This window comes from Metabacillus sp. RB-C-LZQ-3-1, from assembly GCF_058315175.1.
On record NZ_JBZFLI010000001.1, the window covers coordinates 571,600 to 597,822 of the forward strand.

A 26,223-nucleotide genomic window follows, 5' to 3' on the forward strand; every position below is an offset into this window, starting at 1 on the left:
ATTTTGGTGTAATTTCATAACCCCATCAAGCCGTAAATAGCAGAGCGATTCTTATGCGAATAACTCTGCTTTTTTGGCTTCTTTTATATGTGTTTTTATACCTGCGGGTAATCCAAAAGTGAACGGCTTCCGTTTAGAGGAGCAAGCTTGGCTAATCACTATCAAAATAATGAGAAGTTTTTCTTTATTTTGATTGATGTTATAAGAAATTTTGTCAAAATTACCAAATTTAAGTTGAATTTTTGGTATTATTGTCGTGAGGAGGTTGAAGAATTTTGGAAGAGGAAACTTATTTTATAAAAGATACTGCTTTAATAGACAAATCTAAAGATGCATTTCATCATGAAGACTATGTTAAAAACTTAAAAAGAATAATAGGGGAACATGAGCCACCATTTAATATAGCGCTAATTGGAAAATGGGGAGTAGGTAAATCATCAATAATTAATTTATTAAAGGAAGAATTACACGGGAAAAATGAAATAGTAACTCATGAAATTAATGCTTGGAAATACGAGAATGATTCCCTAAAAAAAGCATTCTTAAAAAATCTGTGGCAAACCTTTAATAAAAATGAAGATGTAAGTTATTTGAAACTATTCGCTGAAAGCTTAAGAGAAACATCTGTACAAGCAACTATTGATGACAAACAATCAAAACCATTTCAAGCAATAAAAGCTTTTCTTTCACTTATATGGCTTTTTTTTATTTTATTTTTAATATCTTCTGCAAGCATACTTATATCTTTATATGTGTGGGACCTAGTAAATGCTATATTTACAACAAATACTTTTTTAGGAAATTCGAAAGACACGTTTAGTTCTTTTAAAGATAATATATGGGTAACAATAATTATTGTACCCTTGTATAAAATGCTACAAGAGCTTATAAAATCTTCAATGCAAACAAAAATGGCAGATGTAAAATTAGTGAAGCCAGTAGAAACAGCAGATGAATTTGAAGAGTTATTTAAGGAAGCTATTGCTAAGTACAAGGATAGGAATCCGAGTTTTAGAAAGTTAGTAGTTATTGTAGACGACCTTGACAGACTCAGTACCAAAAAAGTGGTCGCTGCACTTGATGCAATAAAAGCATTTGTTGAAATTAATGAATGTATATTCATAGTAACTTGTGATGAGAACATATTAATTAAAGCAATAGAAAAAGAAAAACTAAAAAATTCAGATGATATAGATGGAGAACTATTCTTAGATAAACTATTTCACTTTAGAATACCTTTGCCTCCTATAATTGATAATGATATGAGCGAGTATGCAATAAATATTGCAAAACAAGAAGCAAAAGGTCTTGTTAGATTATGTAATGGTCAATTTGAAGAGATAATTGATATTCTCATCCACGCTGAAGTAAGTACACCTAGACAAGTAAAAAAACTATTAAATACATTTACAAACAATTTGTTAATTGCTTATTCAAGGGAAGCTGATAGTAGAAAGTTAGAACAAAGATTATTAACTGGAGAAAATGGTATAAGATTCCTGGCAAAGCTTTCTGTTATCCAATCAGACTATAATGAAATTTATATGAAGGTGGCAAGTGATTTTAATTACTTGGAAGATTTACTAAGTTATTATCAAACAAAATCAATTGAAGTGGATATAAAATCTTCAATTAAGATGCTCTTCAATTATAAAGATTCTACTTATAAACTAAAACCTGATTATGAAGGATTAATGAACTTCCTTATAAGAAACCAACATATCAGCGTAGATAACATAGCGCCATTTATCTATTTAGCTCAAGATGCAATTGGGTTAAAAGCTGGAGATGAGAAGCAACGTGCGATTAGGAAAAACTTAGTTAGTGGTAATGAAAAAGGTATTATTACCATGTTGGATGCTGAGCCAAATAGTGAGAATCTTATTTACGCTATAATTGAAGAAATAAAACAATCTACTGTAAAAGACCTGCCTTCTGTGATTAAGGCTGGCATTCAGTTGTTTAACCATTCAAAAGAACAGAAATTAGAGTTAGCAAATACAATTTCCTATAGGTTAACCACAATTGACATTTCAAAAATCCGATTTTGGCAAGTAGAGTTTCATAATCTCCTTACGATATACAAATCGGCAGAAAATAAGATAGGCATAGAAAAGGCAATGCTCTTTGTTCTAGAAGAACTCTTTTCTAGAAGCAATAAATGGAAAACGGAACTTGGAAAAGAAATGTCTACTGAGGACTTTATTAATGAGTTGTATAAAACGTTTGACATTCTTTTAGATTCTTCAGGTGAGATACCAGTAAGCGCAAGTGAAAAGGTAAAATTATTTTTGTCATCTGAAGTTGAAGAGCATAAGTTTTTTCCTTATGAAAAAGTACACACTCTTTATCATAAACATAAGAACCTTTTCTGGGATTATTTTAATATATCATTTTTTATTCAATTAGCCGATGACATAGAGAATTCTAATGAAAATCAATTATCTGAAATTGATACTTTTATTGAAATTGCCCCTATGATCAGGGAACGATACAGCGCTGAATTTGTAGAGATTATGCCATCAGTTATTTCTTCATCTCCAACGAGTAAAGTTCTAGATATAATTAGGCTGATAAACCCAATCCTTGAGAGTGTGAATGTCTCATCGGGTTCTGAAATTGTAAGTTCAATAACGGATTATACATTTTATGATAACCAGGAAATTACGGAAGTTATGTCTCTTATTAAAGAAATACCATTTAGTATAAAGAATAATCCAGAATTTGCAGAAAAATTCGATTCCTTTTTAGTAGAACATATTTCCGAAGAGAATGATAACCTAGAATTGATAGTTAAAGTGGTGGAACATATAATTTCTAATGAAAAGATTGACTTTGAAATGTTCGGGAATATATTTAAGGATTTACTAGATGGTTTATTAAAATCATCTGTAAAGGATATTTTTGTGGAAAGATTAAATAAATACTTTACTGATTCACAAAGGTCAGAATTATTTTCAAAGATTAATCCTGTTGCAGCGTTTCATTCCTATGATGCATCCTTATTTGATAGAGTATTTACGTTATATAGTCTTCTTAGAAAAGAACCTGAAAATGATGCCCTATTAAAGCAAGTTATGATACAGGGAATTTCAATATTTAATGGTAATCAATGGACTCAAAAGGTGACTTGGGCTAATGACTTTGTTAGATTGTTTACAATACTATCTGAAAAACTAAATGAATCTAATTTCCTTGATTTCATAGATGCAGCAAATAATTATTTGCAAAGACATGGACAAGTTGAATTAATAATAAAGTCATTTATGTATATTGGTAAGTATATGCCAGAATCTAGAGTTGTTGAATCCATCGCATATACAATAAACAATGCAAACACCGATTCAAGTAAAATTAATGCATTTGAATTTGTTAAATCTTGCAATAAACACATAAATGAATCTAATGACAATACTATAATATATGTAAACTTTTTATTAGATAATTTTAATCTTAAAGTAGAAAGCTTTTTAAACGAGTTATTCTCTAAATTTAAAAAGATTTCAGATGAAAGTGTAATAAAGTTAATAATTAATGCATCGAAATTAGATAAAGAAATACTGCAAGTACATTTAAAAACAATTCATAATGTTATACAAAAATTTTATTCTAGTTTAGAAAAACAAGTAAACAAAGAAAAGGTTCTTTACGAGCTGCTCAATAAAGATATTGAGGTAGAAGCATTAAAGAGTATTTTGATTGGTTCATTGGAAGAAAGTAGTGTAGTTGCGTTATTAGATGGAATGCTAAATTCCAATTTGAATATAGATAAATATCCTAAGATGAAACTGTTAAGATTATGTACCAACTATCATAACTCGTTAAATAGAAGCAATTTGACTAATTTAATTGTAGATGTGTTCCGAGAGAACGATGATGATTATATTATAGAAATATGTGAAATAATCTTGAATGGATTTAGTGAGTTCCGATTTGGTCATGAAAAGAAGCATATAAAATCTCAAATTGTACCAGTCTTTAGAAATGTAAATATGGAGGCCAAAGAAAAGATATTGGAAGTAACCAAACACTTTGATTTGGTAAAAGAATTTGACCAATCAATTAAAGATAAACTTATATCTGAGGAAGAAGCTGAATTGGTAATTAATAAATTAGGATTTAGGAAAAATAGATTTTCTAATATATTGTCGAAAAAAAGCTCAGACTAGTATGTGAAAGGTACAAATTGCAAAGTGGTAGTGTAGATATAGATACTCTGAACGCATGTCATTTCTGTGTTTGTAGTAAAATCAACAAATTATCAGTGATATTTTGTTATTCAACTAAAGGATGCTTTCCTTAAAGAAGGGGAAATCATCCTTTTTTGTATCAGTCATTGAACTAAAGAAGCAGGTTAGTTGAATAAGAAATAGACTTTTGGTTAAATATGGTATACAATTATACCTAAGGGAACATATGTTCTTTTGGGTGGGATTGCTTTTGATGTGTAAAAAAATAAACTATAAAATTTATGATTGGAGTGTTATTGGATGCAAACAAAAAAAGTTTTTCTATATGTATTTAATACAATGTCGGACTGGGAATATGGATATTTAGTTGCTGAACTAAACTCAGGAAGATATTTCAAAAAAGATTTAGTACCTTTAAAAGTAATTACAGTAGGAGCTAATAAAGAAATGATTACTACTATGGGAGGACTGAGCATAAAACCAGATATTTCCCTTGATGAATGTACTCTTGAGAGTAAAGATCTTTTAATTTTACCAGGAGGGACTACTTGGAATGAAGAAATTCATCAACCTATCTTGGAAAGAATTGGACAAGCTTTAAAGCTTGGCACTATTGTTGCTGCAATTTGTGGTGCAATTGAGGCCCTTGCGAATATGGGATACTTAGATACTAGAAAGCATACAAGTAATAATTTAGAATACACTAAAATGGTATGTCCTAACTATAAAGGAGAAAAGTTCTATGAGGTGGGATCTGCGGTATCTGATGCGAATTTAGTTACTGCATCAGGAATAGCTCCTCTGGAATTTGCATTGGAAGTACTGAAAAAATTAGATGTATTTGCACCAGATACATTAGATTCTTGGTATAGCCTAAATAAGACTCATAAACCTGAATACTTCTTCCAGTTAATGAATTCAATGAATAAATGAGTTAAAATATCAAATGGCATTTTTATTTTTTGAAATAATCTCCATACTTTGTACGATGTCAAAGTATAATTTTTACACATAATCAAAGTTTTTAGATAAGTTAACAGAGGTTGTTGATAATTGTAAACTATCGGGGGTGTTGATCCAAGCAGGATTAATGCCCTTTTATGTTGAACTCCTTAATGTAGAACGGGGCAGGTTAGAGACAGTATGTATTGGTAACAAAATAACATAAAAGGAAACAAGCAGATTGTGAGTAATTGTACTTAAACTAACGGGTTGCGATATCTCAATAACGAGGTATAGCATTTTCTTATTGTACGAAGAAGGATAGTTCAATAAAAGTAGCATCTTTGCTGAAATATTAGGGACCGTATATTCTTATATAGAGTGTAAATAGGAGGCGTATTATGAAGAACCAACGGAAGATAGTATTATTTATTGCTCAAAGCTTGGATGGGTATATCGCAACAAAAGAAGACTCTTTAGATTGGTTATTTAAAGTTGAGGGTGAAGAAGATAATGGCTATTCGGAATTTTTTGAAACGATAGACACAATTTTAATTGGCAAAAGAACATATGATTGGATAATGAAACATGAAAAAGGTCAATTCCCATATCAAAATAAAGATTGTTACGTTTTTTCTAGGTCACAATTAGACGATACGAACGATGTTAAATTTGTAAATGAAGACATTGTTAACTTTACTCATAACTTAAAAAAAGAAGAAGGAAAAAATATTTGGATAGTTGGTGGTGGAGACTTATTACATACGTTTTTAAAAGAAAAATTAGTCGATGAACTGATTTTGACAGTTGCACCAACTATCATCGGGGAGGGAATTCCATTATTTAAAGTAGGTGATTATCAGCTAGACCTTTTTCTAAAAGGTACTAGAACCTTTAATCAATTTGTTGAATTACATTACATAGTAAAAAAATGAACACAAATACTCTTCAACTAAAGGGTGCGATTGTTCAAGAAGAATAATCGCTATTTTCTTATTGAGCTAAAGTGGTTTAGTAAAAAAAGAGATGTTATTTTTACAACATCTCCTTAACTTATAATTCCTTGTGATTTTTAGACTCTAATTCATATTTTAAATATACTTGAAAGGGCGCTTTAATTAAAGAGTGCGGATTGTTACCGCATCCCCTTTGCTTTTTCAACAAACGGGTTAATCCTATTTGAAAGAAGTATAAAAAATATTATTAATAGGCGATACCTACACGTGATTTTATATAATCGCTTGCTTTTATCTGTTTAAATGTAAATTCTGCTGTATCCTGTACGGATATTTCAGCTCCACCCTCCGGCAAAAAATTACGGTCTATTCGATATTTGCCTACCCTTTCTCCATTCGGCAAGTACGTAGGACAGACAATCGTCCATTCGAGGGTTGATTGCTTGAGGATATCGTAAACTTTATGATGTTCTTTCGCTGCACGAGTTGACTTCTGCTTTGATTCACTTGATTGATAACGCAGAGAACTTGGCGTGGTTCTACTTTGCAGAATACCCGCAGTTCCTATAGTTATGATTCGTTTTATACCTTCGTTTTCCATTGCTTCGATAATAAGCGGCATACTTTCTGATAGAGTGGTTGTGCCATCAGTATTTAGTGCACTAATAACTACATCAATCCCAAGCATTGCACGCACTATATCATCTTTATTTAAAACATTCCCTTGAATAATGGTTAAATTTTTATTCTTTATTGAAATCTTCTCTGGAGTGCGAACTAATACAGTAACATGATGTCTGTCATGAAGGGCATAAGTAACGATTTGACTTCCAACTCGTCCAGTTGCACCTAAAATTAAAATATTCATTAGAATGAGGCTCCCTTTGTAAATAATAATATTTTACTATAAAAGTTATTATATTGTCTTGTTCAACTAAAGGGAGCTTTCATTCAATAAGCACAATAACATGAAAATCAAAAAGGGTGAGGTCACCATAAATTGACCACAACCTTTTTCTGCGTGCTAATGACATTGTTATATACGTTGCTAAAACATATTTTATTTAACCTGTGTTTTCGGATTTTCTCCACATGATCGGAACGACTAACTCTCCGTGGATATAGCTTTTTCATTCTCTGCTTATGAAAAATAAATAAAACTTGACTGTTTTCAGAATATTTCTTATTATTCGATTATAAAATTATAACAGTCGACTAACGACTATATTGATTTGAAAGGAGGTTATTTCATGAAAAAGTTAAAGATCGCTGCCATCCCGGGAGACGGAATTGGGAAGGAAGTTGTTCCTGCAGCAATCGATGTTTTGAAAGCGGTATCTGAAGTTCATGGAGGGTTATCTTTTGAGTTTACGGATTTCCCATATAGCTGTGAATATTACTTAGAGCATGGGACAATGATGCCTGAAGATGGCCTCGAGAGATTAAAAGATTTTGATTCTATCTTTTTGGGAGCTGTTGGAAATGTTAAGCTCGTTCCAGACCATGTATCATTATGGGGGTTGTTGATTAAACTTCGCCGTGAGTTTGAACAACAAATAAACATTCGCCCTGCAAAACTACTTAATGGAGTTCGTTCACCACTAGTAAACCCGAAAGACTTTGACCTCATTGTCGTTCGCGAAAATAGCGAAGGGGAATACAGTGAAGTCGGCGGTCGCATTTTCCGTGAAGAAGATGAAATTGCCATTCAAAACAACATCTTTTCCAGAAAAGGAACAGAACGTGTCATGCATTATGCCTTTGACCTAGCTGCTAAGCGTAAAAAGCATGTGACCAGTGCAACAAAGTCAAATGGAATTGTTCATTCTATGCCATTTTGGGATGAGGTATTTAAAGATGTTGCCAAGAATTACCCGGAAATTGAAACAGATTCTCAGCATATCGATGCGTTATCCGCCTTCTTTGTCACACATCCTGATAAATTTGATGTCATCGTTGCTAGTAATCTATTTGGCGATATTTTAACTGACCTTGGTGCAGCGATTATGGGAAGCATCGGAATTGCACCAGCAGGCAATATCAATTGTAATGGGAAGTATCCATCCATGTTTGAACCAGTCCATGGATCCGCACCAGATATTATCGGTAAAGGAATTGCAAATCCAATTGGCCAAATTTGGACGGCTAAAATGATGTTAGACCATCACGGTGAAAATGAAATTGGCCATGTATTATTAGATGTTGTTGAAAGCACAACTACTGATGGCATAATGACTCCAGATATCGGCGGGGATCATTCCACCAAAGAAGTAACAGAGGAGATTATTAAACGATTGAAAGCAAAAGCATAAGATAACCTACTGAATCTATTGACTATGAATAGATTCACCTTTTCCAACGAAATGCAAGCGCTTACTTATCCGCGAAGGGAGTGTTTACAATGAGTAATCTGCAAAATGATCCTAAAGTTGAAAGTATCGGTATCGATTCAAAATCACGGTTGAAAATGGCAGGAATCGACGCACCCATTTTTTTTGCCATTGTCGTTGTATTATTAATTGGAATTTATATGGAAGCTTTTCCGCAAAACTTGGCTGGCGGACTAATTGTAGCTATGGTGTTAGGGATTCTTTTAATGTGGATTGGTGACCATATTCCCGTCTTTAATACTTTTGGCGGCGGTCCAATTCTATGTATCTTAATACCGGCTTTATTCTTATATTGGGGTGTTCTCCCTGAAAGTGTGGGAACAATGACTGACCATTTTTACAACGAAATAGGATTTTCTGATTTTGCCGTAACAGGGATTATTGTAGGTAGTATCCTAAGTATGGATCGAAAAATGCTCATGAAAATTGGAAGTCGCTTTTTTATTCCTCTTTTGGGTGGTGTTATTGCAACGTTACTTATTGGAGGACTTGTTGGAGAATTAATCGGTTTTGGTTTTGCTAATACATTATTCTTTGTAGTAGGCCCCATAATGGGGGGCGGTATGGCTGCAGGTGCTGTTCCAATGTCTGAGATATTTGCTGCGAGCAGCGGTGAAGACGCAGGTGATATACTTGCGAAAATTGCACCTGCCGTAATGGTAGGGAACATGATCTGTATCCTAGCTGCTGGTGCCCTTAACGGGTTAGGAAAAAGAAAGAGTCGTTCCAAAAACTTCTCCGGTGATGGAGAAATGATCAGATTGAAGGATGGTCAGAAAAAAATTGACCTTAGTGGTGGTAGGTCTTCAAAAATTGCCCTTTCGATCAATAGTCTAATGATAGGGATCATTGTTGCAACAACTGTTTTTGCTTTCGGAAAAATTGTATCGACTATTTTCCCTATATTCCACTCTTACGTATACATCATTCTTGGTGCAGCGGCTTTAAAAATCTTTAACGTTTTACCTGAATATATTGAAAAAGCTGCGGAAGATTGGTATGACCTCATCACAAAAGCATGGGTACCTGCTATCTTAGTTGCAATCAGTGCTGGTATGGTTGATTTTAAAAGCGTGATCGAAATTGCGACAAATCCAAGTTACATCACATTGGTCGTATTAACGGTTGTGATTGCTGTGTTAGCAGCTGGTTTCTTGGGATTATTAGTGGGTTTCTATTTTGTAGAATCTTCTATTGCTGCAGGTATTGGGATGGCAGACATGGGCGGTTCCGGAGACGTTGCAGTCTTAAGTGCTGCAGAACGAATGGGCTTAATGCCATTCTTGCAAATTTCATCACGTATTGGTGGAGCAATCATGTTAGTTATTCTATCTATAATAGCACCATTCCTGATGTAAATAAAACCAGTACTTATTAAATGATGGAAAAATGAGGGGAAACATGACGGGAAGCCAAGATCCGTTGTGTTTTCCTATCGTTTTTATCATGACGAATTATGCAGGGTATAAAGGGATCATGTATGTTGCTATACAGGTTCAAAGGACTTATTAAACACAACAATTTTTTAAAAAGAGGAGGTAATGAAATGAAAATTACCGATATTCAAGTTATTCGAGCAAATCGTTTTCTGTATGTCAAAGTATTTACAGATGAAGGATTAACAGGATTAGGAGAGTCGGGTGCATGGGGTTTTTTAGATGCTTCCGCTGAGGCGATAAACACGTTTAAATCTTATTTAATCGGTAAAGACCCTTTACAAATTGAGCATCATTGGCAATATATGTACCGTTCCTTCCATTTTAGGGGAGCAGCGATTATGGGAGCGATTAGTGCAATTGATATTGCCCTTTGGGATATTGCTGGCAAAAGGTTTAACGTTCCTACTTATATGCTGCTAGGTGGAAAAACAAGAGACAAAGTTAGAACCTATTACCACGTGTCCGGTGAGACGACTGAAGAACTTGTTGCTAACTGTGTGAAGGCGAAGGAAATGGGCTTCAACGCTGTAGGACATCTGTCTCCTTTTCTCGATGAACCACGAAATAAACCCTATTTTCTCTCATATGCCAGGATGATCAATGAGGCAGTAGAACGTGTTGGGATGATTCGGGATGCAGTTGGAGATGACGTAGACTTATGTTTAGAGTTGCATCGCCGGATGAAGCCTGGAGAAGCAATAGCCTTTGCACAAGCTGTTGAACAATATCGTCCTTTCTTCTTGGAAGATCCGACTACACCAGATAATTTTGATTCAATGGGACTAATTGCAAGTAAATCGAATGTTCCGATTGCAACAGGTGAACGAATCCATACTATTCAAGAATTTGAAATGCTGCTATCGAGAAATGCCATGTCCTATGCGCGTGCAAGTGTCTGTTTATGCGGCGGAATTACGGGTGCGAAAAAAATAGCAGCGATTGCAGAAGCTCACGGTGTACAGGTTGTACCACATAACCCATTGAGTCCAGTTAGTACAGCTGCGTGTATGCAAATTGCCATTTCAACTGAAAACGTAGCGATTCAAGAGTTGCCTGATCATGAAACCGTTTCTGCTACAGAAAGGTTTACAAGTTCTAATACAGTGGATGGAAGCAAATTTAAACAAAGTGATATGGTAACATGGTTACCCACGGTGAAGGACGGATTTATTGAAGTTGAGGAACGGGTCGGAATTGGGATTGACCTTGTTGAAGATATAGAGGAAAGATTCCCTTATGAGCGTCGAATTGTCAATACTAGATTACATATCGATGGCTCAATTGTGGATCAATAGATGTTTGAACAGCGGTAAAAATTGATTCCAAAACAAATTGAAGGGGAAACTCAAGTACTGCCACCTTTACTTGATCAATAGATCTATGTTAGTACTCCACCATTAAGTAAATAACCACCCTAAAGCATTATACAGCGATTAGGGTGAGTTATTTTTTTCTAACATTTTTAAGAGAGATAAACGACATCATTTATAGCTTCTATGCCGCTTATGACTTTATGCTTTATTTTTCTTAATCCGACCAATTCCAAGTTGCTTTGCTTCTGCGCGTAAAGCTTTTAATAGGCTGAAGGTCATCAAAGCGATAATGATTGAAAATGGTAAAGCAGCGATAATCATCATATTTTGTATTGCCTGAAGACCGCCCGAGTATAATAGCGCTAATGCTATTGCTGAGAGTAAAATCCCCCAAGTGAATTTAACTTTATTCCCAGGTGAGGGAGACCCATTTGTCGTCATCATCCCCAACACATATGTTCCTGAATCAGCAGATGTAATGAAAAACGACCCAATAAGAATCATAGCAGTTATGGATGTTACTAGAGAAAATGGATAATTCGAAAACACTCCAAATAACGATTCCTCTGCAGATAAACTTGATATTTGTGCTATTCCATTATGTTCAAGTGCGATAGCTGAACCTCCGAAAGCTGAGAACCATAAAAAAACAACAATTGAAGGGATTAATAGTACATAAAAAACAAATTCCCTAATACTTCTTCCTTTCGAAACTCTGGCAATAAAGATCCCTACAAATGGTGACCATGCAATCCACCAGGCCCAATAAAAAATAGTCCAACTATTAATCCATTCACGAATATCTTCGTTTAAAGGAGCAATTCTAAAGCTCATCTGTGGTAAGGTTTGAAGATATCTGCCAATCGTATCGGTAAATAAATTTAGAATAAATAAAGTTGGACCGAATAGAAACATAAGCAAAAATAAAGCACCGGCTAAAACCATATTTGCGTTGCTTAATATTTTTATTCCTTTTCCTAATCCAGTCATTGCCGAAAGTAAAAATAGGACGGTAACAATCGCGATAATCAAAAATTGGACCCCAATCGTTTTAGGTGTTTCAAATAGATAAGCCAAACCACCATTGATTTGAACTGCCCCAAAACCAAGTGATGCAGCAACACCAAGAACAGTTGCCAATACAGCAAAGACGTCAATCGCTTTTCCTGTTAAGCCGTTCACCTTATCACCAAAAATAGGTTGTAAAGTGGCACTTATTAAATTCAATTTCTTGTGTCTAAAATGAAAATAGGCAATTGATAGCGCAACAATGGCATATATGCTCCAAGCGTGAATCCCCCAATGAAAAAAAGTAAATCGAAGTGCATCCTTTATCGCTTGATCGGTCCCAACTTCACCAGTAGGAGAACTAATGGCATAATGGCTAATTGGTTCCGACGTTCCATAAAATACAAGCCCTATCCCCATTCCGGCACTAAATAACATTGCAATCCAAGTGGGAGTAGAAAATTCAGGCTTTTCATCTTGATTTCCAAGCTTAATTCGCCCAATAGGTGAAATGAGCAAAAATAAGCAAATGACAAGAACAATGGTAACAAGAATTAAATAATACCATCCAAACGCATCCGAAAAGAAAGCTTGAATATTAGCGGTGACCTGCTCTAATTGATTTGGAATAATAATTCCGGCAATAACGACCAAAGAAAGAATAATGAGTGAAATGTAAAACACGATATAGCGTTGTTTCATGAAATTCCCTCCCACATATGTTAACGGCATATTTTAGTATCTTCTTTTTTCCTTATTTCATGTAAAAAGCAGTGAATCTTTCGTTCAAAAGCAAAGATCTTTCAGAAACAAAAAATCACCCACCCCGAGGCAATAGGGTGAGTGATATCGTTTTACTTCATTAAAACCAAATCTGTATGATAATCTTTAGTACGCAACATTTTCTGAAAATTTCCCATTATATCTTTTTCCATTTTGTTTAATTTATCTTCATTCGTAAAATAATAAATGGTAAAATGCTGATCCAAAAATAATAAAAATCTTGTCAAATCTGTTCCTGACTTTCGAATATAGTGGCTATCAAATTCAATGAAACCAAGACAAGACTTACTTTCTTTTATAAGGCGCTCCATTCCATTTAATACAAACGCTTCAAAGCCTTCAACATCTACTTTAAATAAGACTCGTTCATGTTGTAAATCTTGTTTATGAAAAATGGAGTCAACCCGTATTGAATCAATTGATTGCATCTCAATCGATTTATTCATTTTGGTATTTATACCCGAAGATGTACCTGACCACATGCGATTAACATAAAAGGTTTGTTTTGGTTTTGTTTGATCTGAAGCAAGTGCATGGATGATCTTAATTTGTTCCTTGTTTTTATGCTCATCTCTAGAACGCTTAATAAAGGGAATTAATTGCTTATTCGCTTCAAAACCAAATATTTTCGTTTCTTGTTCATAATTCGTAGAGAAAATACACTCTCCATAATTGACTCCAACATCTAACACAATGGTTGGTTTAAAATTTTGTACGGCACCTTTCCAAAAGGTAGTAAGTCTTGTTTGGGTTTCACCATTTTTTAATAATAATGCTCGTCCTCTATTCTCAGCAGAATTAATATACAACGAGTTTTCAGAGCTTAAAGCAATTTTATTGGGAATTCGATGATTGTTAATGGTTTTATATTTGACTAAGAGACCAATATTAATTAAATACTTCCATGTTTTAGGATGCTTATCTAAGAACTTCATAAATAAAGGCTTTGGCAGCAATTCCACAAAATGATCCTCCCCATTTGTACTGTTAAGCTATTCTCTTCATGATATAAAAGAAAGTTTAATGTTTTGTAAATTTGGAATTAAATATTATTAAATTTTGGAGTAGGGGTACGGTTCGTGCGGTACGAAAAGGATATTTTTCATAAGTTTTTGAACGTATAACGTCAGCAACAAGTTTCACAAACATGTGGAGTCTAGAGTAACCATAAAATAGAGCATTTCTGACCAGGTGCAGGAGTGCTCTTTTTTATAGGATCTATTTGAACTTATCCAAACATATAATTGGGATAGTTGTGTTACATCCACTTGTGAGAAAAGGGTAGAAAGGAGAATGTGAGGTTGGAAAATGTAAATAAGGTATTTGTTTACGGTACATTACGACAGCATGAATCAAATCACTCCTTATTAAAAAATGCAAGGTGTGTAAGTCGTCAATGTTGGACAAATGGAATCTTATATGACACAGGCTTTGGATATCCGGCACTGCTTGCAAGCGCGAATAATAGAGTCTATGGTGAGGTTTATGAAGTATCAGACCAGCAATTAAAGAGTCTTGATGTACTAGAAGGCTATGAAGGGAAAGGAAAGGAAAATCTATATGAACGAACGACACAGGTGGTTCATACCGATTTTGATACAATCAAAGCATATGTCTATGTATATTCTTCGAGTAATGCTACTGATTTAAACGAAATGAAGTTTGGTGACTGGAAGTGTCATCGGTACTTACAGCAGAAGGAATTATTATACTTTGCCTATGGGTCATGCATGGATGATGAGCGGTTTCAGCTAGCAGGTGTAAAACACGAGTTTGAAAGAGTAGCAGGCTGTGGTGTTGCGAAGAATTATTCCTTAGCGTATACCCGAAAAGCACAAGATGGTGGCAGAGCAGACCTTATTGAATCGGCTGAGTATACAGAGGGGAAAGTCTATCACATTTCCAAAGAAGCTTTAACCTACCTGTACCAGAGAGAGGGTGTGAATGCCCGCATTTACCGTCCAGCTTTTATCGATCTAACGATTGATGGAAAAACATATTTGAATGTATTAACGTTTTTAGTCGTTGATAAAGCAGAGGAAGTGGCCCCGCCTATGCACTATGTTACAGAAATTCTTAGAGGTGCAAAAGGTTTTGTAAGTGAAAGGTACTATCAAAAACTGGTGGGGGATTTGCGTGAAAAATTTGGAATTAACGAATAAACGATATATATCGATATGAAATTAATGCTCATTGTTGATTTATGATGCGCTAGTTGACTGGATCAGAAGGGCAAGAGGCTCCCGGGCATCCTGTTTTAGAACTGATTGCTTCCTCGTTACCTAATCATCAATGTTCGCATCGAGCATTCATTAAGCCTAAAGCTCTACCTTATCAAATTTGTAAATTTCTCGTAAAAATCGTTTCAGTATTCTAATTTTTTGGCAAATGACCAGTAGTTTTCATAGAGTTTTGACATCTTCATTTATATGATTCATTAAAAACAGATAGTGAAAATGAGGCTTTTGAATGATGTGAATAACATTATTTCATCTTTGATTAGGTAGATAAAGCTATTGTTTCGTTACTTTATAGGATAAAGGTTTTTAAAAAGAATAGGGTTTATTTCCTGATTTTGCTTGTAAATCAACTTTTTACAATCTATCAATCTAGTATTTACATTCTCCTTGTAATGTAAGTAATGAACTTACATAAAGGAGTGTTTAGAGTTGAAAAAAAGTTTAAAAAAGACTGCTTTACTATGTTTGACATTAGGATTTGCCTTTCAAGCTTCTCTACCTGGTGCGCTTGCAGCTGAAAACTCAAGCTTTCCAACAACTGAATCAAAACTATTAAATGTTGCACATCGTGGTGCATCTGGACATGCTCCTGAGCATACGCTCGCAGCCTACGAATTAGGTGAGCAAATGAAAGGTGATTATATTGAGGTAGATCTTCAAATGACAAAGGATGGGCACCTCATTGCCATGCATGATGAAACAGTAGACCGCACAACGAACGGAACTGGGTTGGTTAAGGAAAAAACATTAGAGGAAATAAAAGAGCTTGACGCAGGCTCATGGTTTAATGAAAAGTATCCTGAATATGCAAAAGAGGAATATGAAGGACTTCAAGTTCCGACGTTAGAAGAAGTTTTTGAAACTTTTGGCCGTGGCGCTGACTACTACATTGAAACAAAGTCACCAGACGTATACCCTGGTATGGAGGAAAAATTACTAGAATTACTAGAAGAATATAAACTTACTGGTGTAAATGGCCGCTCAAGCCATGTCATTATCCAATCATTTAGTCAAGAAAGCTTATTAAAAATGCACGAACTAAATCCAAATATTCCATTGGTTCAACTTAAATCCTACCGTACTCCAGCATCCATTACTGATGAGGAGATCGAGGAAATAAAAGAGTATGCTGTAGGTGTAGGTCCAAACTTTAAACAAATTGACCAGGCATACGTAGAAAAAGTAAGAGAAAACGGACTGCAAATTCACCCATATACAATAAATGAAAGGGAAGACATGAGAAAGGCATTAGAATGGGGAGTTACAGGCTTATTTACAAATTTCCCAGACCGATATAATGAGGTGTTGAAAGAATTTTACAGTGGGAAATAAAACGAAATTCAAAAAAACAAGCAGGTGTGATGACCTGCTTGTTTTTTTGGGAATTTGGAATATCGATATAAAGATTCGCTGTGATTCTTCAACCATTTGAAGCACGCATTGACGTTTACGGACAATTACAGTAGTTCATATTTGTAACCGGTTGGCCACTCATTCCACTGGAGTGATACATCGATTAAGTCAAAAGCAACTCCCGAAAGAATATTACGAGGAGGTTATCTATAATACGGACCTCAAAGTCTTTCCAAAAATGAAACATCACCTATAGAGGGGAAGTGACCGAGTATGGTCACTTTTCTTTTTGGTAAAATCTTCGTGCTTTAGCACGATTGCCGCAATCGGCCATTGAACACCAGCGGCGGCTCCGGTTCCGACTCGTATCGAAGAATAACCATCCACAAGGGTCTCCCTCACATTGTTTGACTCGTTCCAGGTCGTTTTTGGAAACGAGTAAATCTACAGCAGATTGCAAAATCGGAGGGAGCATCGTGTCCAAGTTTTTCTCGGTTTGCTTGAACTTCAAAGTGTAATGATCCTTTTCAGGGATTACTTGCAAAGTTTGATAGAAATGGCACATAAATTCATTGAAAAGTTCCAGGTCTGGCGGATTGGGCGATGTTTCCTTTGAAATGGACTTGAAGATTCGATACATGACTTCCCGCATTTCGATTGCCTGCTTCACAACATCTCCAGCTTCAGACGGTTTCTCCTCCGCTTTTAAAAGAAGAGCTTTTGCTTGTTGTCCGGTCAAGACTTTTGCATGGATGCACCAGTCGACCAATTTGGCGTAACTTGTAAACCAATCCCGCCTTTTCTCCGCACTTTCCCGCCAACTGACGGTATTGATGAAATCCATACACAAACGTTCTCCGACCATCATATAAGGGTTCGTTTCCGACATGGTCAAACCTCCTTTAGTATAACCATCATAATATATATTGACAGTTAGAAACAACTCGGGTAAAATATAACCATCTAAAGTTGTTTTGATGGTTAAAAACAAGATCAGGAGGTACTGAGATGGACAATCCGATGTTGGTAGCTGTTCGAACATTGTTGAAGGAGACATTTGATGGACCTGAAGAAAACGCAAGCTGGTACACAGAAGCGAAGCCTGGTAGTGGTTTATTCGGAACGCTTGAAAAATTATCGGCAGAAGACGCTTCGATACCTGTCAATGGTACGACAATCGCTGCACAAACGGATCATACCCGCTATTACTTATGGGTTGTGAATTCCTATTTAAATCGAGAAGAACCCAAGAAGGACTGGGAAGCATCATGGAAAATCACAAACGTTGATAACATCACATGGGCAAAATTTAATAACGAACTTCAACAAGAATACACAACACTACTTAAAAAGATTGATTCACTTGACTCCTTAGATGAACAGATATCGAAAGGTCTTTTGGGAGCGATCGCTCACTCCGCCTACCATCTCGGTTCCATACGACAGATGATCAAAGCGATCAAAGTCCCAAGCCAAACATAAGCATTAAAAAAGCTCCAAGGAATCATTCCTTGGAGCTTTCAGCATGTATAGTTTAAAAATTTTTTTCATTAGAATTTCTCTCCATCTAGTTTCATTCCAACACTTTAGTCGGTGTTGCTTTCTTGACTATAATAATGCCGTCGTAAGCCTGATCAGGCACCATTTCAATCGTATAAAACCTCTTTAATAGCTTATACCATGCGCGAAAGTCGTCACCTATATTTGCCATTTTTTGATTACTTGAAATGATAGTCAACAATTCATCAGACTCACGGCTCTTTTCAAAATCAAAGTAAAAGATATTTTGCTCCACTCCACTGAATGCGTCAACTAAATCATTATGATTCTCTAACGTATAAATTTTTCGTTTGTCAGAACCCCTGTTCAATGCCTGAAATTGGCTGTTGATAAAGTCAGTACCTATTGCAAAATACTTCTCTCCAAATTCTTCATCTAAATAATGTCCCATCGATTTATAGCCAGCAAGTGAGGCTGACGTTTTTTCGACATGTCCGTTATGTCCGGTGAAGAATACTTTATCATTTCCGCGGTCTTTTTCAAATTCAATAATCCATTGTAAATTTTCAGCTAAATATTGATCGCGAAGATCTGTGTAGTTTTCTTCATTTAAAAACAATTGTGTACGCTGCTTCATAATTTGTGCGTTTACTGTGGCAAACGCAAAGTCGTCAGGAGACGAATGTTCCAAGTAATTCGCTTTATTTGATAGTAAATCTTGAATGATGTCATCGATCGTATGATCTACTTTTGCTAATTGTTCAGTTGTTAATTCCCGCATTGCTTCATTGGAAACAAGTTTCAATTGATTAGCATACTTTTTAGCAGCATCCTTGTTTACAACAGCATAAAAATCAAGCAATTCCATTTTACTGAAGTCATAGCGCTGCATGTCATTCCCATAAAAACGAATTTTCTCATCCTCTCTAACCGACTTGTTAAAATCGTGCATCCATTGAACAAGATCAATCATTTGTTCAGTTTTATAAATACGATAATCAAGGCTGTTTACAGCGGCTTCTGCGGTACCTTCTCCATTTACAATATATTTGTTAATCTGCTGTCCGCCTCCAAAATCACCTTCCAAGATAAAGACGCGGACATTTTCCTTTTTCATTAAAGTTTCAAAGACCTGTTTTTTTAACTCTTGAAATTCAATATTCCCATGTGTTGCTTCTCCCAACCCAATGACTTCCACATCATCTGGAATGTCCATTTGCTCCACCGTTGAAATATATTGGTCCGCGTTTTCTACGGTTTCACCTTTCCCACAACCCGATAATAAAGCAGTAAAAGAAACGACCGCTATGAAGAAAGTACAGCTTTTTAAAAATGCCATTTGTTTCCCTCAACTTTCTAGTTTTGTCTATATTGGATGTCATATATTAAATAAAATGATACATTATGAAATTTAATTTAAGTTTAAATCTGTGTTATTTATGTTTAAATTTGAGGGAGACAAATAGTGTGAAATGCAGAAAGATAATGAACTTAAAAAATTTGAGTTTTTATAATGCTTTACTCATAAACCAAATTTATAAAATAGATAAATCAATATAAAAGTAGTTTTACCTGTAATAAAAAGTGGTAAGATCATCTACTTATATAGGGAGTAATTTCCTCATAAAAATGTGAAAGTAACAAGTAAGACTTTTTAAAGTTATGAAAAATGAGAAGGGTGACATAAGAAACTCATTAGAATCGGGAGTGCCTGGGATGTTAATAAATTTCCAGACAGGTTTAATAGGGTTTTGAAGGAATTTAAAGTGGGTAATAAAAACAAATTCAAAAAACAAGCAGATGTGATAACTGAAATTGGATGAAAAAGAAGGTTCTATTAAAATTTTAATTATTTATTTAATGATTAAAAGCTAGTTAAGCCCTATAAAAAGACTCTTGTTGCATATTGTGAATAATCATTTAAATGCTTTGGTATAGAACAATATGATATATACAGATTAAGGATTACGATAATTTGATTATACGGGAACGTACATTCTGTTACTGTGCTATAATAGTATTGCAATAGTTATGAAAACTCAAGGGTGGTCAGCGTTACCCTGCAAGGAAGGGGGTGATGCTTATGATGACAGTATTTCAAACGTTAATGCTAATGATTGCATTTGCGGGTTTGGTGTTGTCTATCATATCTTTTAGAGATAGAAAATAACCCACCCTTGAGCTTTGACCGGCAATAAGGTGAGTTATTTACCCAACATCGCTGATCCCCTTGAAGGGAATAGCTATTGTGTGGCTGTTTGGTGTTGAAGCACCGAACAGTCTTTTTTAGTTTATGTTTTCTCTACTAATATTATAACCAAAGATCCAATGGTTGAAAAGTAAAGGAGAAAGATACTAGATTCAATTCCCATTTTTATATGGGTGTGTCCTTCAAATATTTTAACCCCAAAAACGATGTGATCTAAATTTATTTTGATCATTCCCTAAACATTTGTTAATAAATCCACTTTTATAAAAGCCATTTTCCTTTGTATATTTAAGGCTCTTAACTCAAGTGAACTTAGATTTGCAATAGTTATTAACGAATAAAGAACAGAGAAGCCAAACCAAACGAATTGCTGTCTGCGGCGGGTTATACTTTGTCACGGAGCAGTAAATTTGACATAATGATAGAATTTTTTATCCAACAAGGAATGCATGATATTTACAAAATGAATGAAGCCTTATTTGCTTTTGAATGGATTTTTTACCAGTTCTAAGATTGAAGTGAGAATCCTGGAGCTCCAATCAATCATAACAATCCTAACAAAGCAACAAAGTTTGCGAAATCAACTTTTCTATTCAAAAATCTAATCGTACATTTATTCAAGAGATAGGATTAACCGCTAATGAATGATGGAAAGGAACAGTTCCTAAAATTTGGGCATATAGGCAAGTTACCAAAACCAACTTCTGGTAATAATTTATCTTTATAAGCCGAAGGGAGTGAGAAAATGGGGAGACGAATAAAACATACTTCACGTGACGTGGAGGAATTAGCGAGGCTCATGCTGGCGGAAGCGACCGGTGAAGGTGTCGAAGGAATGAACATGGTGGGAACAGTTGTGTCCAATCGGGTCGAGGCTGATTGTGCTCCTGACTTCAAAGGGTTGCGCAATATCAGACATGCGATTTATCAAACCATACCTGGAACTGATATTCCTCACTTCGAGCCCGTCTTAAATGGAACATTGTATACACAACGTCCCAACGAAGCTGATCTCCAGAGGGCTAGGAATTTGTTGCATGGTAATAGGGAAGCACGGTCCAGAATGAGTTTGTGGTTTTACAACCCCAGTCCAGGGAAAAAATTCCGAGCTCCTTGTTCCCCTACGATGCCAAGATCACCCATGACCCAGTTCGACTTTGCACATAAGAATCATTGTTTCTATATCGGTGTACCGGGCTATTGCCCAGAGTTTTACAGATAAATTAAAAAGGAGGTTAAATTTCTCATGACTTGTGGAGTTTCTAATTATTATCCAATGAATTATTATCATGGTTACAATCCAACTTCAATGATGCGGGCTAGTAATACCCAACAACCTGGCGTTTTCCCTGCAACTATGGGACCTTCCTATGGTGTCCCAGTGGTTCCGTTCGGGACTGGGCAGGGAGGCACGATGGAAGAATCATTTATCGAAAATATACTACGTTACAATAAAGGTAAGATCGGTACTTTCTATTTTACTTATCAAGGTAATAACAAATGGAATGCAATGATTTACAAAGGGCGCGTAGAAACAGCCGGTCGTGACCATCTCATCATCAGCGACCCTTCCACTGGAAAACGTTATCTGTTGATGATGGCAAATCTCGATTGGGTAGAATTCGGAGAACAAATTAACTATCCTCAAACGGCAATTAATCCTGATGTTCAAGCATCTATGACGACATCGGAGTGAGTTGTAGAACGTTAAAAAACCGCTTAATTCTTTTGGAAATAAGCGGTTTTTTAATTTTGTGCACATAAAATCCATATGACAATAAATTGAAGCGAACGTTTTGCCTCTTAGGTTACAATTGGGCTATATGGAATTCTATTTTTCCTTCTTCGGACACATAGGGGGATTAAAGTGTCTTCAACTATTTCATTAGGAATTTGGACAAGATTGGCAATACGTTAAAACGGAATGTAACAAAACAAACGATTTGCTGTCTGCAGCGGGATATACTTTATCACGTAGTTGTAAATTTGACATAATGATAGAATTTTTTTATCCAAAAAGAAAGGTATGATATTCACAAAATTAATGAAACCTTATTTACTTTTGAACAACCTTTACTGGGTTCATAAAATCCCGCTTTCAAAGCAACCATTTCTTTATGAAATATTGTTTTCCTATATATGTTAATTATAAAGAGAGGAGGATGACAAAGATAAAAAGAATGTAACAGAATTGTGTTTATTTTAGACAAAAACGGTTCAATGACAGGGCTTGAGGAAGACACGATTGGTGGCTCTAATTCAATGCTAAACATGTCAAGTAACAATAATGTTGTTTAATTTATAATAAAGTTGTTAAAAAAAACGAAAGTCCTACTGATTTAACAATCAGGCCATATTATATTTGTAACTTTTATATTGCGTAGTAGATCTATACTACGCAGTAAATGATATTTAGTTGTGAATGGAGAAAAACTCCAGTACTTACAAGAGAAGTAATAATTGAGGTGGAAAAACTTATTTTGTATTTCAAATTGAATGAAGACGCGATTGGACGCATCTGCAGAGCCTTCTTACACGACGAATTGATTTTAAGGATTTTATAGATCCTTTTACACATAATAACATCATCTTATCTATAAGGAGGAACTGTGATGCACTTTGATTACACCGTGGAAACAAAAAGTGATATACAAACTGCGATATCTTCATTAGGAATAAGTTAAAGGAAGAAAAGTTTGGTGTCTAATGGGAATTTGATATTAAGGGTAAGTTACAAGAAAAGGGTTTAGACTTTAACCAGGAATAAATTTATGGTGGATGATCCTAAGATAAAGGAACTTGCTGAAGATTTGAGCGACGACTTATTGATTGCATCGACAAAAGTATAGTATGAAATAATAAAGAAGGAGATATAAAACGGTTTATGTCTTTGTTGACAATATACTATAGGGGGTATATAATGCAATTTGTTAGTTGCTCCTTGGTACTAAGGAGTGTGAAGGATAAATTTTATTTTTATTTTTATTTTATTATGTTTGCCTACCTTAATAGGTATTTATAAAAGATACGTTCCTGTTCTATGTATGTCCTTTTTTGATATAAGTGATATAAATAAGTCTAGTGATAAGGTTGTAATAAATATTAGAGATTACAACGTTGCATATAATCACCAAATGAATGATGCAATTAACATTCCAGTTGCTTATTTGAATAGATTTTATAATGAAATTCCTTATCGACCAGTACATCTAATCTGTTCAAATACTCTGGATAAAAACGTTGGAACTCGAATATTACGAAAGAAAGGTTTTAAAGTAGTCAGTTACTCGCTATCTTCTCCAGAAGTATGTAATGAGAGTAACAAGTCAGAGCGAAAAGATATGTGTGAGTGGACTAGAAATAACATAATTTAAACATGTTGACAAAATACCTATAGGGGTATATAATCAACTTATCGAATCACAAAATTTTAATCTGATATGGGGGTGCCACTATGGAATATGATGTTCAGACAAAGAATCGTTTAAAACGCATTGAAGGTCAAATCAGAGGCATTTTGAGAATGATGGAAGAGGGAAAAGATTGCAAGGACATCATTACCCAATTGTCTGCTAGTAGAACCGCAATTGATCGTACAATTGGTGTTTTAGTAAGTGCCAATTTAATAGAATGTGTTAGAAAAGCAGAAGAAAATGGAGAAAGCAGCGATGATTTAGTAAAAGAGGCTGTTAACATGCTTGTGAAAAGCAGATAATAAAAGGTTGACATCCTTTTTTATTTAGAATACTATATACCCATACGGGTATATGTACTAAAAATGAAGGTTTGAGGAGGATATAAAATGAAAGTAGAAAAAGTATTAGATGCAAAAGGATTAGCATGCCCAATGCCAATTGTAAAAACAAAGAAGGCTATAAATGAAATTGAAACAGGTCAAATCCTAGAGGTTCATACAACAGACAAAGGTGCTAAGAGTGACCTAACTGCTTGGGCGAAATCAACTGGACATGAATTACTTGATTATAAAGAAGAAAATGATGTATTTATCTTCCAAATTAAGAAAGGTTAAAATTTTTTACAGACACATATACCCATGGTGGTATAAAAGTGAGGAGGAATTTGAATGTCAGAGAAAAAGAAAACAACGATTGTTCTATTTAGCGGAGATTATGATAAAGCAATGGCAGCCTATATTATTGCAAATGGAGCGGCGGCTTACGATCATGAGGTAACCATTTTCCATACATTCTGGGGATTAAACGCTCTTAGAAAAGAGGCACAAGTACCAGTGAAAAAAGGATTCCTAGAAAAAATGTTCGGCAAAATGATGCCTCGTGGTGCTGATAATATGGGGCTTTCTAACATGAACTTTGCAGGAATGGGACCTAAAATGATTAAGCATGTGATGAAAAAGCATAATGCTATGCCACTTCCACAACTAATAGAAATGGCACAAGAACAAGATGTGAAGTTAATTGCATGTACAATGACAATGGATCTACTTGGTTTACAAAAAGAAGAGTTGATTGATGGACTTGATTACGCCGGAGTTGCAGCATACATTGGTGATGCAGAAGAAGGAAATGTAAACTTATTTATCTAGTAGCCTATTAGAACAGGAGGTCATTTCTTGAACATTTTTAGTGTTGATACGCTGATTATTTCTCTAGTTATATTTTTTATTGCCCTACGATTTATGCTTGTAAAGGGGGTAAAACAGATCAATACAACTCAATTAAAAGGGCTGTTGAAAGAGAAGGGACTTCAATTTGTTGATGTACGTACTCAAGGAGAATTTGGTCGTTACCATATCCCAGGGTTTAAAAATATCCCGCTACATCAACTTTCGCAAAAGGCAAGTACTTTGAAAAAGGATAAAGAAGTTGTGGTTATTTGCCAAAGTGGAATGAGAAGTAAGAAAGCAAGTGAATTATTAAAGAAACAAGGATTTAAACAAATAACAAATGTAAAAGGTGGCGTAAGCATCTGGAAAGGCTAGGAGGTTAATAGAATGAGAGAATTTACAACAACACAAGTTGAGAATTTACTTGGTGAGGAATTGAATTTAATTGATGTTCGTGAAGTTGAAGAGGTAGCACAAGGAAAAATTCCTGGAGCAATAAACATTCCACTAGGCTTATTGGAATTTCGTATGCATGAACTAGATAAAGCAAAAGAATATATTATGGTGTGTCGTTCAGGTGGAAGAAGTGCACAAGCATCAAAATTTCTCGAAAGTCACGGTTTTAATGTGATTAACATGACTGGTGGAATGCTTGCATGGGAAGGGCCAATCGAATAAATTTTTTTAGATCAATATATACCCCGGTGGGTAATTAAAACTAGGAGGTTGTTTTAACATGGAAATGATAAAAACGGATGTTGTTTTAGATGCAAAGGGATTAGCGTGTCCAATGCCGATTGTAAAGACAAAAAAAGCAATGGAAACCATAGAGGCTGGGCAAGTCTTAGAAGTGCAGGCAACAGATAAAGGATCTAAGGCAGACCTTAAAGCATGGTCAGAAAGTTCAGGGCATCAGTATTTAGGAACACTCGAAGAAGGCGATGTATTAAAGCATTACCTTCGTAAAGCAAGTGGAGAAGAAAATTTAGAAAAGAAGCATCCTCATGTCGTTAGCAACGATGAGTTAGAGCAAAAACTTTTATCCAATGAAGATTTGATAGTGCTAGATGTAAGAGAACATGCAGAATACGTATTTAGTCACATCCCAAAGGCAAAATCAATTCCTCTTGGTGAGTTGGAGAATCGGTTAAACGAATTAAATCCTGAGACACCAATTTATATCGTATGTAGAACTGGTAATCGTAGTGATTTAGCAGCACAAAAACTAGCCGGCCAAGGATTTAAACAAGTCATAAATGTTGTACCAGGTATGAGCGGATGGGAAGGTCAAACTGAAAAAGCAGTAGATTAGGAG

The 26,223-nt window shown here is 35.1% G+C and carries 23 protein-coding genes; 18 read left to right on the forward strand and 5 right to left on the reverse strand.

Annotated elements, in window-relative coordinates:
• Positions 1–275: 275 nt before the first annotated feature.
• The 3 genes from AC4GZ8_RS03040 (at position 276) to AC4GZ8_RS03050 (ending at position 6,067) form a co-directional block, all read left to right on the forward strand.
• The gene (locus AC4GZ8_RS03040) at positions 276–4,169 is read left to right on the forward strand and encodes a KAP family P-loop NTPase fold protein (RefSeq protein ID WP_491080323.1); all 3,894 of its coding nucleotides are present in this window, start codon (positions 276–278) and stop codon (positions 4,167–4,169) included.
• 321 nt (positions 4,170–4,490) lie between these two features.
• Positions 4,491–5,123: a type 1 glutamine amidotransferase family protein gene (locus AC4GZ8_RS03045; protein WP_491080324.1), complete on the forward strand. Its 633-nt coding sequence runs from the start codon at positions 4,491–4,493 to the stop codon at positions 5,121–5,123.
• Positions 5,124–5,533: 410 nt separating this feature from the next.
• Entirely contained in the window at positions 5,534–6,067 is a 534-nt protein-coding gene (locus AC4GZ8_RS03050; protein ID WP_491080325.1) for a dihydrofolate reductase family protein, read from the forward strand.
• A 268-nt stretch (positions 6,068–6,335) separates the two neighbouring features.
• Here AC4GZ8_RS03050 and AC4GZ8_RS03055 read toward each other — a convergent pair whose 3' ends face one another.
• Positions 6,336–6,956: an NAD(P)-dependent oxidoreductase gene (locus AC4GZ8_RS03055; RefSeq protein WP_491080326.1), complete on the reverse strand. Its 621-nt coding sequence runs from the start codon at positions 6,954–6,956 to the stop codon at positions 6,336–6,338.
• A 382-nt stretch (positions 6,957–7,338) separates the two neighbouring features.
• Here AC4GZ8_RS03055 and AC4GZ8_RS03060 point away from each other — a divergent pair, with 382 nt between their 5' ends.
• The 3 genes from AC4GZ8_RS03060 (at position 7,339) to AC4GZ8_RS03070 (ending at position 11,212) form a co-directional block, all read left to right on the forward strand.
• Positions 7,339–8,400 carry a tartrate dehydrogenase gene (locus AC4GZ8_RS03060; RefSeq protein ID WP_491080327.1) on the forward strand — a complete coding sequence of 354 codons (1,062 nt, stop codon included), beginning with the start codon at positions 7,339–7,341 and terminating at the stop codon, positions 8,398–8,400.
• An 89-nt stretch (positions 8,401–8,489) separates the two neighbouring features.
• A complete protein-coding gene (locus tag AC4GZ8_RS03065; protein ID WP_491080328.1) occupies positions 8,490–9,836 on the forward strand; it encodes a 2-hydroxycarboxylate transporter family protein in 1,347 nt (448 codons plus the stop codon).
• 188 nt (positions 9,837–10,024) lie between these two features.
• Positions 10,025–11,212 (forward strand): mandelate racemase/muconate lactonizing enzyme family protein, encoded by a 1,188-nt coding sequence (locus tag AC4GZ8_RS03070; protein ID WP_491080329.1) that lies wholly within the window; start codon positions 10,025–10,027, stop codon positions 11,210–11,212.
• A gap of 216 nt (positions 11,213–11,428) precedes the next feature.
• Here AC4GZ8_RS03070 and AC4GZ8_RS03075 read toward each other — a convergent pair whose 3' ends face one another.
• On the reverse strand, positions 11,429–12,940 hold the full coding sequence (locus AC4GZ8_RS03075; protein ID WP_491080330.1) for a glycine betaine uptake BCCT transporter: 1,512 nt from the start codon (positions 12,938–12,940) through the stop codon (positions 11,429–11,431).
• Positions 12,941–13,092: 152 nt separating this feature from the next.
• A complete protein-coding gene (locus tag AC4GZ8_RS03080; RefSeq protein ID WP_491080331.1) occupies positions 13,093–13,983 on the reverse strand; it encodes an FkbM family methyltransferase in 891 nt (296 codons plus the stop codon).
• 339 nt (positions 13,984–14,322) lie between these two features.
• On the opposite strand from AC4GZ8_RS03080, the gene AC4GZ8_RS03085 reads away from it, so the two are divergent.
• Positions 14,323–15,183 carry a gamma-glutamylcyclotransferase family protein gene (locus AC4GZ8_RS03085; protein WP_491080332.1) on the forward strand — a complete coding sequence of 287 codons (861 nt, stop codon included), beginning with the start codon at positions 14,323–14,325 and terminating at the stop codon, positions 15,181–15,183.
• Between the two features lie 507 nt (positions 15,184–15,690).
• Positions 15,691–16,593 (forward strand): glycerophosphodiester phosphodiesterase, encoded by a 903-nt coding sequence (locus tag AC4GZ8_RS03090; protein WP_491080333.1) that lies wholly within the window; start codon positions 15,691–15,693, stop codon positions 16,591–16,593.
• Between the two features lie 298 nt (positions 16,594–16,891).
• On the opposite strand, the gene AC4GZ8_RS03095 is transcribed toward AC4GZ8_RS03090, so the two are convergent.
• Positions 16,892–17,503, reverse strand: coding sequence for a CGNR zinc finger domain-containing protein (locus tag AC4GZ8_RS03095; protein ID WP_491080334.1), 612 nt, complete (start codon positions 17,501–17,503; stop codon positions 16,892–16,894).
• Positions 17,504–17,622: 119 nt separating this feature from the next.
• Here AC4GZ8_RS03095 and AC4GZ8_RS03100 point away from each other — a divergent pair, with 119 nt between their 5' ends.
• Positions 17,623–18,096, forward strand: a complete 474-nt coding sequence (locus tag AC4GZ8_RS03100) for a hypothetical protein (RefSeq protein ID WP_491080335.1) — start codon at positions 17,623–17,625, stop codon at positions 18,094–18,096.
• A 91-nt stretch (positions 18,097–18,187) separates the two neighbouring features.
• Here AC4GZ8_RS03100 and AC4GZ8_RS03105 read toward each other — a convergent pair whose 3' ends face one another.
• Positions 18,188–19,453, reverse strand: a complete 1,266-nt coding sequence (locus AC4GZ8_RS03105; RefSeq protein WP_491080336.1) for an erythromycin esterase family protein — start codon at positions 19,451–19,453, stop codon at positions 18,188–18,190.
• Positions 19,454–20,200: 747 nt separating this feature from the next.
• Here AC4GZ8_RS03105 and AC4GZ8_RS03110 point away from each other — a divergent pair.
• From AC4GZ8_RS03110 to AC4GZ8_RS03150, 9 genes are all read left to right on the forward strand, one after another.
• Entirely contained in the window at positions 20,201–20,284 is an 84-nt protein-coding gene (locus AC4GZ8_RS03110) for a putative holin-like toxin (RefSeq protein WP_372496239.1), read from the forward strand.
• 784 nt (positions 20,285–21,068) lie between these two features.
• Positions 21,069–21,545 (forward strand): cell wall hydrolase, encoded by a 477-nt coding sequence (locus AC4GZ8_RS03115; protein ID WP_491080337.1) that lies wholly within the window; start codon positions 21,069–21,071, stop codon positions 21,543–21,545.
• Positions 21,546–21,569: 24 nt separating this feature from the next.
• Positions 21,570–22,019, forward strand: coding sequence for a spore coat protein GerQ (gerQ, locus tag AC4GZ8_RS03120; RefSeq protein WP_491080338.1), 450 nt, complete (start codon positions 21,570–21,572; stop codon positions 22,017–22,019).
• A 1,758-nt stretch (positions 22,020–23,777) separates the two neighbouring features.
• Positions 23,778–24,038 (forward strand): metal-sensitive transcriptional regulator, encoded by a 261-nt coding sequence (locus AC4GZ8_RS03125; RefSeq protein WP_491080339.1) that lies wholly within the window; start codon positions 23,778–23,780, stop codon positions 24,036–24,038.
• Between the two features lie 87 nt (positions 24,039–24,125).
• Complete coding sequence (locus AC4GZ8_RS03130) at positions 24,126–24,353, forward strand: sulfurtransferase TusA family protein (protein ID WP_491080340.1); 228 nt, start codon at positions 24,126–24,128, stop codon at positions 24,351–24,353.
• Positions 24,354–24,407: 54 nt separating this feature from the next.
• Positions 24,408–24,887, forward strand: a complete 480-nt coding sequence (locus AC4GZ8_RS03135; RefSeq protein ID WP_098798876.1) for a DsrE/DsrF/DrsH-like family protein — start codon at positions 24,408–24,410, stop codon at positions 24,885–24,887.
• 93 nt (positions 24,888–24,980) lie between these two features.
• Positions 24,981–25,283: a rhodanese-like domain-containing protein gene (locus AC4GZ8_RS03140; protein ID WP_491080420.1), complete on the forward strand. Its 303-nt coding sequence runs from the start codon at positions 24,981–24,983 to the stop codon at positions 25,281–25,283.
• Positions 25,284–25,295: 12 nt separating this feature from the next.
• Positions 25,296–25,586: a rhodanese-like domain-containing protein gene (locus tag AC4GZ8_RS03145; protein ID WP_491080341.1), complete on the forward strand. Its 291-nt coding sequence runs from the start codon at positions 25,296–25,298 to the stop codon at positions 25,584–25,586.
• Between the two features lie 58 nt (positions 25,587–25,644).
• The gene (locus AC4GZ8_RS03150) at positions 25,645–26,220 is read left to right on the forward strand and encodes a sulfurtransferase TusA family protein (RefSeq protein ID WP_491080342.1); all 576 of its coding nucleotides are present in this window, start codon (positions 25,645–25,647) and stop codon (positions 26,218–26,220) included.
• Positions 26,221–26,223 lie beyond the last annotated feature (3 nt).